Origin of the sequence: Brachybacterium sp. FME24 (genome assembly GCF_014897705.1) — a bacterium.
GTDB lineage: Bacteria > Actinomycetota > Actinomycetes > Actinomycetales > Dermabacteraceae > Brachybacterium.
Window position 1 is genome coordinate 68,847 of sequence record NZ_JABUXV010000007.1, and the last position, 13,738, is coordinate 82,584.

Below are 13,738 nucleotides of genomic sequence, written 5' to 3' on the forward strand. Positions count from 1 at the left end.
GCGGGCCCTACTCTGGTGCGCGGTCGGGCCTGCGCGTCACCCCGCGCACCGTGCGCCGTCCACAGCTCCTCTCCGCGAGGCCCTTCCCCGTCCCTCGCCTCCCCTGCAGTGCCCCGTACATCCCTCTTCTGCTCAGATCTCGTCTCCTCGTCGCCGACGGATCCTCAAGGACGGCCCATGACCACCGCCACCCCCGCGCTCGATGCGCCCCGCACGCACCCCGTGGACCAGGTCCCGCCGCCTGCCCGGCTCACCGTGCTGTCCATCCAGCATGTGCTCGCCTTCTACGCCGGCGCGGTGATCGTCCCGCTGCTGATCGCCTCGGGCCTGGGCCTGACAGCTGAGCAGACCATCCACCTCATCAACGCCGACCTGTTCACCTGCGGCATCGCGACGCTGATCCAGTCGGTGGGCTTCTGGAAGGTGGGCGTGCGCCTGCCGATCATCCAGGGCGTGACCACCACGGCGGTGAGCCCGATCATCGCGATCGGCCTGGCCGCGACCGGCGGCGAGGGCGGCGCCGAGGGGCTGCCGATGATCTATGGCTCGATCATCGTCGCGGGACTGTTCACCTTCCTCGTGGCGCCGTACTTCGCGAAGATCCTGCGGTTCTTCCCGCCGGTGGTGATCGGCACGGTGCTGACCACCATGGGCATCACGCTGCTGGGCGTCTCGGCCGGGGACATCACCAACTACGCCGAGGGCACCCCGGCCGGCCGCGACATCGCCTACGCACTGGGCACCCTGGCGATCATCGTGCTGGTGCAGCGCTTCTTCCGCGGGTTCCTCGGCACCATCGCCGTGCTGCTGGGCCTGGTGATCGGCACCGCGGTCGCAGTCCTGCTGGGCGACACCTCGTTCAGCGGCGTCACGGAGGCCTCCGCCTTCGGCGTCACCACGCCCTTCTACTTCGGCATCCCCACCTTCTCGCTGACCGCGATCATCTCGATGATCATCGTCATGCTGATCACGATGGTCGAGACCACCGGCGACGTCTTCGCCGCCGGCGAGATCGTCGGCAAGCGCATCCGCCCCAAGAACATCAGCGCCGCGATCCGGGCCGACGGCCTCTCCACCCTGCTGGGAGGCGTCCTGAACTCCTTCCCCTACACCTGCTTCGCGCAGAACATCGGCCTGGTGCGCCTGACCCGCGTGAAGTCCCGCTGGGTGGTCGCCGGGGCCGGCGTGCTCATGATCGTGCTCGGCGTTCTCCCGAAGGCGGGCGCCGTGGTCGAGGCGATCCCCTCCCCTGTCCTGGGCGGAGCGTCCCTCGCACTGTTCGCCTCGGTGGCCCTCGTCGGCATCCAGACCCTGTCGAAGGTTGACCTGACGGACAACCGCAACTCCGTCATCGTCGGCACCGCACTGGGCCTGGCCATGCTGGTCAGCTTCAAGCCGGACATCGCCGGGGTGTTCCCCGCGTGGGCGCAGGTGTTCGTCTCCTCGGGCGTGACCGTCGGCGCGCTCACCGCGATCGTGCTGAACCTGCTGTTCTTCCACATCGGCGGCCAGCGCGGCGCGATGGTCACCACGACCGCCGCCGGCGAGCGCATCGGCATCGACGACGTGAACGAGATGGATCGCGAGACGTTCGTGTCCACCTTCGGCTCCCTGTTCAACGGCGCCACCTGGCCGCTCGAGCGAGCCTGGGAGTCGCAGCCCTTCGCCGACGCCCCCGCCCTGCGCGCCGCCCTCGAGGACGCGGTGCTGACCGCCGAGCGCGAGGAGCAGGACGCGCTCGTCTCCGCCTACCCGGACATGGCCACGCTGGTCACGGCGAACGAGGAGGAGGCCGGGGTGATCAGCCAGGATGTCGGCTCCTTCGCTCTGGAGAACCTCACCGACGGCGACGTCGAGGAGGTGCGCGAGCTCTCCGCCCACTACACCGAGAAGTTCGACCTGCCGTTCGTGGCATTCCTGGGTCGCGCCGACTCCTTCCGCCACATCGTCGAGGACGGTGTGCGCCGCCTGGACCACTCCCTCGAGCAGGAGCGACGTGTGGCGCTGACCGAGGTCGTCGAGATCGCCGGGGACCGTTTCGTGATCATGGTCGCCGATGCGAACCCGGTCGGTTCCGCGTGGGCCCGCAAGTTCGAGTCGCTCCAGTAAGCACCCGCCCCCGGGCCGCCGCTCGCCCGTGTCCGGCCGTCGGCCCCGGTCCCCGCACGCCGAACGCCGGACGCCGGCCCCGCACGCCGAACGCCGGACGCCGGACGCCGCACGCTTCGAAAATGTCCCCGGAGGACCGATGCGACGCCGCACATCGGTCCTCCGGGGACATTTTTGTACGCGCGGGTCGTCGGGTCGCGCGGGGTCGTGCCATCGACGCAGGGGGCGGACGAGGCTAGCGTGGGTGCTGAGCGCCCTGGCGGCATCGCGAGGGTGAGCACCCACCTCAGGAGGAGTCATGCCCCGCACGATCACCAGCACGGCGAACACCACGTGGCAGGGAGACCTGCTCTCCGGAAGCGGCACCACCAGCCTGGAGACGTCCCAGCTCGCGTCCCTCCCGGTCCATTGGAAGGCACGCTCCGAGGAGTCGGGACAGGGCACCACCTCTCCCGAGGAGCTGATCGGCGCCGCCCTCGCCACCTGCTACTCGATGGCCTTCTCGAACGGTCTCGCGGAGAACGACACCCCGCCCACCCAGGTCGACAGCTCGGCCGCGGTCTCCTTCAACGCCGCCGAGGGCATCACCGGCATCGAGCTGACGGTCTCGGCGACCGTGCCCGGCATCGAGGATGCCGACTTCCAGCGCCTCGCGGAGGACGCCAAGGCGAACTGCCCCGTCTCGAAGGCCCTGTCAGGCGTGGATATCACGCTGAACGCCACCCTGAGCTGAGCCCCACGCCTCCTCCCACGGAGCATCACTCCCCGATGGGCGGCTGAGGACCGGTGCCATGGCAGGCACCGGTCCTCGGCCGCCCATCGCGTGCCGAGTCGCCGACCAGGGCACGGTGGGGCAGGCGTCAGGCGGGGCAGTCGGGCGGGAGGCGTTACGGTCGGGGCATGCAGCCGATCCCTCGCCACTGGGCCACCATCCACGAGGTCGTCACCCTGCCCGACTCCCGGGAACTCGATCTCACGATCCATGGCTCCTCGGACCTGTCTCCCGACGATGCCCGGCGTGACGCCCGCTTGCGATTCGACCGCCTCGTGGCCACGGGCGGGCCCGGGCGATGGAGCGACAGGGACCGCGAGTACTACCCGGACCGACGTCTGCCGGAGGAGCTGCTCGAGGAGATCCGCTCCCCGGACGGAGCCTTGATCGCCGCGATCACCCGTAACCGATACGGCGCCGCGGTGCTGAACACCGATGCCATGCTGATCAGCGACGTCGACCTCATCGAGCCGTCGTCACTGGACCGTGCGCAGGACCCCCGCGGCAGCTTCCTCTCACGGCTGTTCGGCAACGCCCCGGAGCCGCTGCCGGCAGCAGAAGCAGATCCCGATGCCTTCGGGTTCCAGGGCTTCCATCGCCGCGGCGATCATCATGCCGAGACACTGCGCCTGATCGACGCCTTCTGCGCGCGCCATCCGGAGCTCGGCGTGCGCACCTACCGCACCCGCAACGGCTTCCGCCTGCTGATCACCGGCAGCGGCGCCGCGCCTCGCAGCGACCGGGCGCGGGAGCTCATGGGCCAGGTGCGCAGTGACGAGCTCTACATGACCCTGTGTCGCGTCCATGACACGTACCGGGCACGCCTGACTCCGAAGCCCTGGCGGATCGAGGTGGACCGCTTCGAATCCCTCGGCACCCGCACCTCCGCCGACGACGTGCACCGCGCCTGGGTGCAGCGCTACCGGGACGCCTCTCAGGACGTCGCCGTGTGCCGCCTGCTCGCGACCACCGGGCCGGCCCCGGAGGAAGTCGAGCAGCAGATCATCGACCTGCACGATCGGGCGACCCGGCCGGAGTCCGGGCTGCGCCTGGCCTGACCGCCACGGCGCCACCCCACACCACACCACACCGCCCAGCCCAGCCCAGCCCAGCCCAGCCCAGCCCAGCCCAGCAGCGTGAGCCTGAGCAGAGTTCTGCGCCCGTGAGGACCGATGTCCTGCGAGGGATCGGTCCTCACGGGCGCAGAACTGGCGAACTGGCCGAACTGGCTGAGCCCGCGCACGTACGGGCGACGGGTCGTCGGCCGGATCAGTGCTCGACGGTCGCCTTCTCGGAACCGGCCCCGGTCATGGAGCGCACCTCCATCTCGGCCTGCTTGAGCTCGTTGCGCTCCGAGGAGGTCACCGAGCCGAGCCAGCCGAGGAAGAAGCCCAGCGGCACCGAGATGATCGCCGGGTTCGTCAACGGGAACCAGGCGAAGTCCGCACCCGGGATCATCGCGTTCTCGGCACCGGAGACCACCGGGGAGAACGTGATGAGGAACAGGGCGCTGAACAGGCCGCCGTAGATGCTCCAGACAGAGCCGCGGGTGTTGAACCGCTTCCAGTACAGCGAGTACAGGATCGAGGGCAGGTTCGCGCTGGCCGCGATCGCGAAGGCCAGCGAGACCAGGAACGCGACATTCTGCTCGGCGGCGAGGATGCCGCCGACGATCGAGACCGCGCCGATCACGACGGCAGTGCGCCGGGCGACGGCGATCTCCTTCTTCGGGTCGGCGGCGCCGCGCTTGATGACGCCGTTGTAGATGTCGTGGGCGAAGGAGGCGGAGGCCGTGATCGTCAGACCGGCCACCACCGCGAGGATGGTCGCGAACGCCACCGCGGAGATGATGCCCATCAGCACCGTGCCGCCGACGGCGTAGGCGAGCGCCGGGGCCGCGGAGTTCGAACCGCCGGGGAGTTCAGCGATCGTGTCCACGCCGACCAGGTAGACGGCCCCGAAGCCGAGCACCAAGGTGCACAGGTAGAAGAAGCCGATCAGGGCGATCGCCCAGACCACCGAGCGTCGGGCCTCCTTCGCGGTGGGGACCGTGTAGAAGCGCATCAACACGTGGGGAAGCCCGGCGGCGCCGAACACGAGCGCGATCGCGAGGGAGACGAAGCCCAGCTTGGAGGCACCCGAGGTGCCGTACTGGAGCATCGGCTCGAGGATCGCGGAGCCTTCCGGATGGGAATCAACGGCCTGGCCGAGCACCTCCGAGAGGTTGAAGTTGTTCAGGGCGAGGATCCACACGGTGGTGACGCCGACGGCGGAGATCAGCAGCACCGCCTTGATGATCTGCACCCAGGTGGTGCCCTTCATCCCGCCGATCAGCACGTAGGCGATCATCACGAAGCCCACCACGGCGATCACGAGCGACTGGCCCACGCGGCCCTCGATCCCGATCAGCAGGGACACCAGGGCCCCGGCGCCGGCCATCTGGGCGAGCAGGTAGAAGAAGGTGACGGCGAGAGTCGAGGTCGCGGCGGCGGTGCGCACGGGGCGCTGGCGCATGCGGAAGCTGAGCACGTCGGCCATCGTGTACTTGCCGGTGTTGCGCAGCGGCTCGGCGACCAGCAGCAGCGCCACCAGCCAGGCGACCAGGAAGCCCACGGAGTACAGCAGACCGTCGTAGCCGTAGAGGGCGACGGCGCCGACGATGCCGAGGAAAGAGGCGGCCGAGAGGTAGTCGCCGGCGATGGCGATGCCGTTCTGGCGCCCGGAGAAGCTGCGACCGCCGTGGTAGAAGTCGCTGGCCTTGGTCGTCGTCTTCGAGACCCGGATGACGACCACCAGGGTGACGACGACGAAGACCAGGAAGATCGAGATGTTCAGGACAGGATTGCCGAATTCCATCAGTTGACCCCCTCGAGCTCTTCGCGGATCCGGGTGGAGACCGGGTCCAGGGACTTGTTCGCGTGGCGGATGTACAGCCACGTGATCAGGAAGGTCATGAGGAACTGGCTGAACCCGAGGATGATCCCGATGTTCAGCAGGCCCAGCACCTGGATCGACATGAAGCCCTCGGCGTAGGTCGACAGCAGCACGTAGGCCAGGTACCAGACCAGGAACGCGACGGTCATCGGGATCGCGAAGCCGCGGAAACTGCGGCGCAGGCCGGCGAACTCCTCGGACTGCTGGACCGCGAGGAACTGCTCGGGCGAGGGGGCTTGCGGGTCGACGGGATCCGGGGCGGGTCCGGAGGATCCCTGGGGAGGGGAGGTCACGGGCACAACTCCTTCGTTCTGCTCTCACGGCCCCGGCACGGGGGAAACCCGGGGCTCCAGGAGACCGTAGCAGTCGTGATGGCTGTCACGTCGTCACGTGGGCGTGGGTGCGGGCACGGGGTGAGAACGACGGGGACCTGCATCTCGAGGACGAAAGCCTCTGGTGGCCCGCAGTCGAGCGCCCTAGGTTCCCCTGCATGGGACAACGCTCCGCACTGCATGCACGAATGGGCACGATCTACCGACGCCGGGCGCTCTCGCGCCGACTCAGCGATCCGCGGGCGATCGCCGCCCGGGCCTGGCAGTTGATCGCGAAGAAGTCGTACTGCTTGGTGGTGACCTCCGGGGAGGAGGGGCCCTCGGCGCGCGTCGTGGCCCCGTTGCGGCCCAGGCCCGGCGGCGAGATCTGGCTCGGCACCGATCCCCGCAGCCGCAAGGTCGAGCAGATCACCCGTACTGGACGCTGCCTGCTCGTCTACGAGGACGATCGCCGCCGCGCCTGCGTGACCCTCGAATGCGATGCCCGCATCGCCGATCCCACGGAGCGCGCGCGGTTCCCCGGGTTCTGGCGAGCGTTCTGGCCCGACGGGCCCGGTCCGGACTTCGTGAACATCGTCTGCACACCCACCGCGATGGAGGTCTGGGACGGGCTGGCGGTGATCGCCCCCGAGCCCTTCGGCCGGCGCACGGCCCGGCTGGAGCGAGTGCCGGGCGCGCCCTGGAGGCAGGTCGAATCCCGCGCCGCCGGGCACCCGGGCGCCCGGTCTGCCGCCGGGGACGTCCTGGGCGCGGGCGACCTCTGAGGGGCGCTTGCTACGTTGACGTCATGGACTCCCCCGACCTCTTCCTGACCGGCGCCGACGACGGCTACGTGCACGTCCGCGGCGCCGGTCTGCACAACCTGCGGAACGTGGACGTCGATCTGCCACGCGGCCGGCTCGTCGCGTTCACCGGCATCTCCGGCTCCGGGAAGTCCTCCCTCGCCTTCGGGACCATCCACGGCGAGTCCCAGCGCCGCTACCTCGAGTCCGTCGCCCCTTTCGCCCGGCGCCTGATCGGCAGCGCCGTGGACCCGCGGGTGGACGCGGTGACCGGGATGCCGCCGACGGTCGCCCTCGAGCAGCGCACCACCGTCGGCGGCGCCCGCTCGACCGTCGGCACCACCACGAACCTCTCCAACTCGATCCGCCTGCTGTACTCGCGCTCCGGCGACCATCCGCCCGACGTGCTCGAGCAGGAATCCTCCCTCCACGGCGGCCGCCTGACCTCGGACTTCTTCTCCCCGAACACGCCCGACGGCGCCTGCCCCCGCTGCCACGGCGCCGGTGTTCTGCGCGAACCGGTGGAGTCCTCGATGGTGCCGGACCCCTCGCTGTCCATCGAGGACGGCGCGGTCGCCGCCTGGCCCGGCGCCTGGCTGGGCAAGAACTTCCGGGACATCCTCGCCACCCTCGGCATCGACACCCATCGTCCCTGGCGCGATCTGCCGGAGGAGACCCGCGTGTGGATCCTGCACACCGATGAGCAGCCGGTCGTCACCGTCCACCCGCATCGCGACCCCCATCAGGCCCAGGGTTCCTATCGCGGGCAGTGGCGCAGCGTCGAGAAGTATCTGCGCGATGCGGTCTCCACGGCGAAGGCCGAGTCCTCCCGGCGTCGCGCGCTCACGCACTTCGCCGTCGGCACCTGCCCACTGTGCGACGGGCATCGCCTGGGGCCCGACGCGCTGCGCGTCACCTACCTCGGCCTGCCGATCTGGCAGCTGACCGCGATGCCCCTGGACGATCTGCTGGCTCAGCTGACAGAGCGCTCCGACGCGCTGCCCGCCACGGAGAGCTCGCCGGAGGACGAGGCCGAGCGGATCCTGCTGCCCACTGTGCTGCCGGTGCTGCGCACCATCGTCGGCCTCGGCCTCGGTCACCTCGCCCTGGACCGACCCGCCCGCACTCTGTCCACCGGCGAGCTGCAGCGCCTGCGCCTGGCATCACAGCTGCGCTCGGGACTGTTCGGCGTCGCCTACGTGCTCGACGAGCCGTCGGCCGGACTGCATCCGAGCGAGAAGGGCGTGCTGCGGCACCTGCTGGACACCTTCCTCGCCGAGGGGAACTCGGTGCTGCTGGTCGAGCACGACATGACGATGGTGGCCGATGCGGACTGGATCCTCGACGTCGGCCCCGGCGCGGGCACCGACGGCGGCGACGTGCTGTACTCGGGCGTCGCCGAGGGTCTCAGCGAGGCGAAGGACTCGGTCACCGCCCGCTACCTGACCCCCGGCCTCCTCACCCTGAAGAGCGCGGACGAGGCACGCGCGCCACGCGGCCTGCTCGAGATCGACGCTCTGACGGCCCGCACTCTTCGGGACGTCGACCTGCGCCTTCCGCTCGGCGCCTTCACCGCGGTCACCGGCGTCTCCGGCGCGGGCAAGAGCACCCTGGTCACCCACGCGCTCGGCACGGTGCTCGGCGAGCATGTGCGCACCACGGTGGCCGATGATCCGGATCCGGCGGCCGACGGGGAGCCCGAGCTCTCCCCCGCCGGGCTCGACGGCATCCTCGACGATCAGGTGCGGTACGCCGCGGTGCGCGGCGCCGAGGGCATCGACCGTCTCGTGCACATCACGCAGAAGCCGATCGGCCGCACCCCGCGCTCGTGCCTGGCGACCTACACGGGGCTGTTCGACCGGGTGCGGCGGCTGTTCGCCGATACTTCGGAGGCCGGTCGGCGCGGGTGGGGCGTGGGCCGCTTCTCCTACAACGTCGCCGAGGGCCGCTGCCCCGAATGCAGCGGCACCGGCCACATCGAGGTCGAGCTGGTCTTCCTGCCCGGTTCGTACGCGACGTGCCCGCGCTGCCGCGGCACCCGGTACAACCCGGAGACCCTCGAGGTGCGCTGGGAGGGCCTGACCATCGCCGAGGTGCTGGATCTGAGCGTCGCCCGTGCCCGCGGCGTGTTCGCCGAGGACCCTCGGATCTCCCGGGCGCTGGACGCGCTGGTGGCGATCGGGCTCGGGTACCTCACGCTGGGACAGCCCGCCACCGAGCTCTCCGGCGGCGAGGCGCAGCGGATCAAACTGGCCTCCGAGCTGCAGCGGACCGTGCGCGGACACAGCATGTACCTGCTGGACGAACCGACCTCAGGGCTCCACCCGGCCGACGTGGACCTGCTGGCCATCGAGCTGAACCGGCTCGTGGACGCCGGCCAGAGCGTGGTCGTCGTCGAGCACGACCAGCGCGTGATCGCGCAGTGCGATCACGTGATCGACATGGGCCCGGGCGCCGGCGACAAGGGCGGGCGGATCGTGGCCCAGGGCGCCCCGGCGCAGATCGCCGCGGAGCCCGGCAGCGTGACCGGCGCCGAGCTGAACCGTGCAGCCCGCGGCGAACGACACTGAGCCGTTCGCCGAACTGACCTGCGCGTCGACCCGGGCACCGGCTCGGGCCAGCCAGCGGCAGGGAAACCGAGGGGCTTCACCTGGGGTCATCGCGAGGTCGTGCTTCGTCTGTCACACCCCTCTGATGGACTGGGACCGACGATCAGAGCCGACGTCGGTTGGAGACCGCGATGACCCACATCCCACCACCCCCGAGACCTCCCGAGGGTGTCCCCCTCGCCCCACTCACGCGCCCCGATGCCGAGTCGCTCGGCGAACGCGTTCAGCAGCAGGCCGCGGTGATCGCCGAGGCCACGTGCGAGCTGCTGCTGATGGTCGGGGACTTCGATGCCCGCAACGGGGTGGGCTGGTTCGTCGGCCTGAAGTCGACCGCGCACTGGCTGGCCTGGTCCTGCTCGATGTCACCCGGCACCGCCCGCGAGCACGTCCGGGTGGCCCGGGCGCTGCCGTCGATGCCGGCCGCTGTGACCGAATTCCGCGCCGGGCGCCTGTCCTACTCGAAGGTCCGCGAGATCACCCGGGTCGCCGATCGGGTCGACGAGACCCTCCTCGTCGAGCTCGCCCGCTCGATGACGGCCTCGCAGCTGGCCCGCACCATCTCCTCGTTCCGCGCGGTCGATGGCAGCAGGCTCGGCCAGGACGCCGTACGTCAAGCCCGCTGGCAGGTTCGCGACGACGGCATGATCGAGATCCGCGCGGTGCTCCCCGCCGAGATGGGTGCCGAGGTGATCACCGCGCTCGATCTCGCCCTGGATCGCGATGGCACCGACCCCGAGGAGGTGGATCCCGCGTACGCCGATCCCTCGCAGGCAGATCCGCTCCAGGAGAACGACGCCACCGAGCGCGCCGCCCAGATCACTTCCACCCCGACCTTCGAGCAGCGCAAGGCCGACGCCCTGGTGAGCATCGCGCGCACCTTCCTCGACACGGAGCCGGATGATCGCTCAGGCGAGGACCGCCACCTGGTGATCGTTCAGGTCAGCGCCGAAGCGCTCGTCGACGACGTTCCCGCGGGAACGCCTTTGCCCTCGGCAGCTACGGCCGATACCTCCCTCGCCCCGACGGCTCGGAGCATCGAGGAATCTTCGGGCACGACTCCTCCTCCCACCGTCGTCCCCCGGGCACTTCCAGCTGCTCCGGCCGCTCCCGACGTTCCCGCGGGAACGCCCGACCGCTGCGGAGTGCTCGGGATGGGCCCACTGGAGGTACGCACCGCCGAGCGCCTGGTTTGCACCGGCAAGGTCGCGATCACGATCACCGACGCCGGGGGCGAGATCCTCCACCTGGGCAGGTCACGACGGCTGGCTTCGCGGGCTCAGCGCCGCGCCCTGCGCCTGCGCGACACCACCTGCGCCTTCCCGGGCTGCCACCAGTCCCAGCATCTCGATGCCCACCACACCGTCCCCTGGTCGGAGGGAGGCCCCACCGACATCGAAGGACTCGCCCTGCTGTGCCGTCGCCACCACGTGATGGTCCACGAGGGCGGTCTACGACTGGTCCTCGACGCCACCTCCACGACTCCGCTGCGGCGTCGCTTCGAAGTGGTCGACTCCGACGGACGGCCCGTCCAGGCACGATGGCCTGCCATGCTCGAACATCTCTCGATCCGCAGCAGCACCAGCATCAGCACGGCAGACGACGGCACCACCGGATCCAGCGATTCAACCGGCTCCGCGCCGCCGCCCAAGGCCGACCCTGAGCGGATCGCCGCGACCACCGGGGGCGCCGGCTTCCGGCTCGCGGACTGCGTGGACGCCCTCTGCCAGAGCGTCGTGGAGCTGGCCGCCTGACGTGCGCGGATGAATCGCCCGCGCGGCGTGAGCGGAGAGCCGCCTCGCCTCGCGATCATCGCGACGTTGCACCCCGTCTTGTCAGTGACGCCGATGCTCTAGAAGCGCCCCGGAACGGTCCTGAACAGCGGCTCTTCAAGCTGAGCGAGCGTCGCGTCCTGACCGCAGCGGTACATGACCACGTCATCGTCAATCGGAGAACTCGCGGGCGACCGAATCTGCCACAGCAGCTTCTGACTCGCCTCATCGCGTCCGGCAGTCTCAAGCGGTGATTGACCCAGCTGGACACTCCAGACCGTGGAGACCCGCTCAACAGTCCTGCTGTCTACTACGATGCGGAATCCAGACCGTTCATGGATCTCCCGTTTCCACTCCAAATATGGGCGGTACCGGCGGCTACACATCATCCGGAAACTCTCGAAAAAGGTCGGCCGCGGCGGTTCGAGCTCCTCGTCATCCCACATGTTTCGTTCTTCGTGGGCAACGTGATGCTCGCGCCATGCCTCGAAAGATCGCCGGTCCACCCAAGTGAACCGGAGCGACTCGGAGGGATCGATCGTCGCTTGATCCCGATCCTCACCGTCAATGAGGACCACGCGCTGATTCTGCAAAGGAAATCGCCAGTTTCGGGGATCGGTATCCCGGAAGGTCAGCAGCATGGGCCGGGCGCCATGATTGACGAGAATTCCGTTCAAGATGACCTCGGCGAACAGCCCCTGTTCCATCGCCGCGTCCCGTGTAACCCTGCCTTCAGGTTCGATCCCTGGATCGGTACGGCCACCACTCGACCAGACCAGTCCATCGGTCGACCACCGGTAATCGACGTTTCGGATCTCCAAAGATACGGGAGGGTCCCAACGGCCCACGGAGGTCTGGTAGGCGAGCTGCGCTTGCATCTCGGCCATTCGCGCGGATCGCCGGGAAGCCCTGCTCGACCGAGCAGCGAAAAGTACTGACGCTAGGGCAGCGAGCACGCTCACCGAGGTGATTACCGTCGACAGCTCCATCAGCGCATCCCCTGTCTACATGCTGCCGTTCAGCCGCTGAATCCGCCGGTGCCCGCCATGTCCTTGAAGCGCGAATAGTGCCCCTCGAAGGCGACCGGGATCGTCTTGGTGGCGCCGTTACGGTGCTTGGCGATGATCAGGTCCGCCTCGCCCGCACGAGCGGACTCCTTCTCGTAGTAGTCCTCGCGGTGGATCAGCAGGATGAGGTCGGCGTCCTGCTCGATCGAGCCGGATTCGCGCAGGTCACTCATCATCGGGGTCTTGTCCTGGCGCTGCTCGCTGCCACGGTTCAGCTGCGAGATCGCGATCACCGGCACCTCGATCTCCTTGGCCAGCAGCTTCAGGGCACGGGAGAACTCCGAGACCTCCTGCTGGCGGGATTCGACCTTCTTGCCCGAGCTCATCAGCTGCAGGTAGTCGATGACCACGAGCTTGAGGTCGTGCTTCTGCTTCAGGCGTCGGCACTTCGCGCGGATCTCCATGAGCGACATGTTCGCCGAGTCGTCCATGAAGAACGGGGCGTCGGCGATGCGGCTCATCGCTCGCGCCATGGCCTGCCAGTCACGGTCGTCCATCGACCCGTCGCGCATCCGGTTCATCGGCACCTGCGACTCGGCCGAGAGCAGGCGCATCGTGATCTCGGTCTTGTCCATCTCGAGCGAGAAGATGACGCTGGCCATGCCGTTGTGGATCGCGGCAGAGCGCAGCACGTCCATGCCGAGCGTGGTCTTTCCCATGGCGGGTCGGCCGGCGAAGATGATCATCTGGCCGCCGTGCAGGCCCTGGGTGAGCTCGTCGAACTCGGCGAAGCCGGTGGGGATGCCGGTGACCTGGCCGCCGCGGTTCTGGGTGGCCTCGATCGTGTTGAGGGTGTCGTCGATGACCTCGCCGAGCGCCACGAAGTCCTCCGAGGCGCCGCGCTCGGTGACCGCGTAGACCTGGGCCTGGGCCTCGTTGATGACCTCGTCGACCTCGCCGCCGTCGGCCGCGTACCCGAGCTGGACGATGCGGGTGCCGGCCTCCACGAGGCGACGCAGGGTGCCGCGCTCGACGACGATCTCGGCGTAGTAGCCCGCGTTCGCGGCGGTGGGGACCATGTCGATGAGGTCCGCGAGGTAGGAGCCGCCGCCCACTCGCGCGAGTTCGCCGCGCTTGGTGAGCTCGTCGGAGACGGTCACCAGGTCAGCGGGCTCACCACGGCCGTACAGGTCGATGATCGACTCGAAGATCATCTCGTGCGCAGGGCGGTAGAAGTCGTCACCGCGCACGGTCTCCACGACGTCGGCGATGGCGTCCTTGGACAGCATCATGCCGCCCAGCACACCGCGCTCGGCGCCGAGGTCCTGGGGAGGGGTGCGTTCAAGCCCGCGGTCGGGTCCGGCTTCGAAGGCCTCAGAAGATGTCACCGAGCCAGTGTAGGAACACCGGCTGACCGCGGGGGC

The 13,738-nt window shown here is 69.3% G+C and carries 10 protein-coding genes; 6 read left to right on the top strand and 4 right to left on the bottom strand.

The window, feature by feature from the left end; translation table 11 throughout:
* Positions 1-177 precede the first annotated feature (177 nt).
* The 3 genes from INT51_RS09515 to INT51_RS09525 all read left to right on the top strand — a co-directional run bounded on the left by INT51_RS09515 (position 178) and on the right by INT51_RS09525 (position 3,939).
* The gene (locus INT51_RS09515; RefSeq protein WP_193105064.1) at positions 178-2,109 is read left to right on the top strand and encodes a solute carrier family 23 protein; all 1,932 of its coding nucleotides are present in this window, start codon (positions 178-180) and stop codon (positions 2,107-2,109) included.
* 298 nt (positions 2,110-2,407) lie between these two features.
* On the top strand, positions 2,408-2,842 hold the full coding sequence (locus INT51_RS09520; protein ID WP_193105065.1) for an OsmC family peroxiredoxin: 435 nt from the start codon (positions 2,408-2,410) through the stop codon (positions 2,840-2,842).
* Between the two features lie 167 nt (positions 2,843-3,009).
* The gene (locus INT51_RS09525; protein ID WP_193105066.1) at positions 3,010-3,939 is read left to right on the top strand and encodes a hypothetical protein; all 930 of its coding nucleotides are present in this window, start codon (positions 3,010-3,012) and stop codon (positions 3,937-3,939) included.
* Between the two features lie 211 nt (positions 3,940-4,150).
* On the opposite strand, the gene INT51_RS09530 is transcribed toward INT51_RS09525, so the two are convergent.
* Together INT51_RS09530 and INT51_RS09535 are read right to left on the bottom strand one after the other, a co-directional pair.
* Entirely contained in the window at positions 4,151-5,737 is a 1,587-nt protein-coding gene (locus INT51_RS09530) for a cation acetate symporter (protein ID WP_193105067.1), read from the bottom strand.
* A complete protein-coding gene (locus tag INT51_RS09535; RefSeq protein WP_193105068.1) occupies positions 5,737-6,108 on the bottom strand; it encodes a DUF485 domain-containing protein in 372 nt (123 codons plus the stop codon). The genes INT51_RS09530 and INT51_RS09535 overlap by 1 nt, the downstream gene beginning before the upstream one ends.
* Before the next feature lie 197 nt (positions 6,109-6,305).
* On the opposite strand from INT51_RS09535, the gene INT51_RS09540 reads away from it, so the two are divergent.
* The 3 genes from INT51_RS09540 (at position 6,306) to INT51_RS09550 (ending at position 11,289) form a co-directional block, all read left to right on the top strand.
* On the top strand, positions 6,306-6,911 hold the full coding sequence (locus INT51_RS09540) for a pyridoxamine 5'-phosphate oxidase family protein (protein WP_193105069.1): 606 nt from the start codon (positions 6,306-6,308) through the stop codon (positions 6,909-6,911).
* Between the two features lie 23 nt (positions 6,912-6,934).
* A complete protein-coding gene (locus tag INT51_RS09545; protein WP_193105070.1) occupies positions 6,935-9,499 on the top strand; it encodes an excinuclease ABC subunit UvrA in 2,565 nt (854 codons plus the stop codon).
* Between the two features lie 170 nt (positions 9,500-9,669).
* Positions 9,670-11,289 carry an HNH endonuclease signature motif containing protein gene (locus INT51_RS09550; protein ID WP_193105071.1) on the top strand — a complete coding sequence of 540 codons (1,620 nt, stop codon included), beginning with the start codon at positions 9,670-9,672 and terminating at the stop codon, positions 11,287-11,289.
* Positions 11,290-11,387: 98 nt separating this feature from the next.
* Here INT51_RS09550 and INT51_RS09555 read toward each other — a convergent pair whose 3' ends face one another.
* Positions 11,388-12,194 (bottom strand): hypothetical protein, encoded by an 807-nt coding sequence (locus INT51_RS09555; RefSeq protein WP_193105072.1) that lies wholly within the window; start codon positions 12,192-12,194, stop codon positions 11,388-11,390.
* Positions 12,195-12,325: 131 nt separating this feature from the next.
* Positions 12,326-13,702, bottom strand: a complete 1,377-nt coding sequence (gene dnaB, locus INT51_RS09560) for a replicative DNA helicase (RefSeq protein ID WP_193105073.1) — start codon at positions 13,700-13,702, stop codon at positions 12,326-12,328.
* Positions 13,703-13,738: the final 36 nt, after the last annotated feature.

Excerpts from the sequence above, each read along its gene's own strand:
- INT51_RS09515 (WP_193105064.1), top strand. The coding sequence starts at position 178 with ATGACCACCGCCACCCCCGCGCTCGATGCGCCCCGCACGCACCCCGTG.
- INT51_RS09520 (WP_193105065.1), top strand. The coding sequence starts at position 2,408 with ATGCCCCGCACGATCACCAGCACGGCGAACACCACGTGGCAGGGAGAC.
- INT51_RS09525 (WP_193105066.1), top strand. The coding sequence starts at position 3,010 with ATGCAGCCGATCCCTCGCCACTGGGCCACCATCCACGAGGTCGTCACC.
- INT51_RS09530 (WP_193105067.1), bottom strand. The coding sequence starts at position 5,737 with ATGGAATTCGGCAATCCTGTCCTGAACATCTCGATCTTCCTGGTCTTC.
- INT51_RS09540 (WP_193105069.1), top strand. The coding sequence starts at position 6,306 with ATGGGACAACGCTCCGCACTGCATGCACGAATGGGCACGATCTACCGA.
- INT51_RS09545 (WP_193105070.1), top strand. The coding sequence starts at position 6,935 with ATGGACTCCCCCGACCTCTTCCTGACCGGCGCCGACGACGGCTACGTG.
- INT51_RS09550 (WP_193105071.1), top strand. The coding sequence starts at position 9,670 with ATGACCCACATCCCACCACCCCCGAGACCTCCCGAGGGTGTCCCCCTC.
- INT51_RS09555 (WP_193105072.1), bottom strand. The coding sequence starts at position 12,194 with ATGGCCGAGATGCAAGCGCAGCTCGCCTACCAGACCTCCGTGGGCCGT.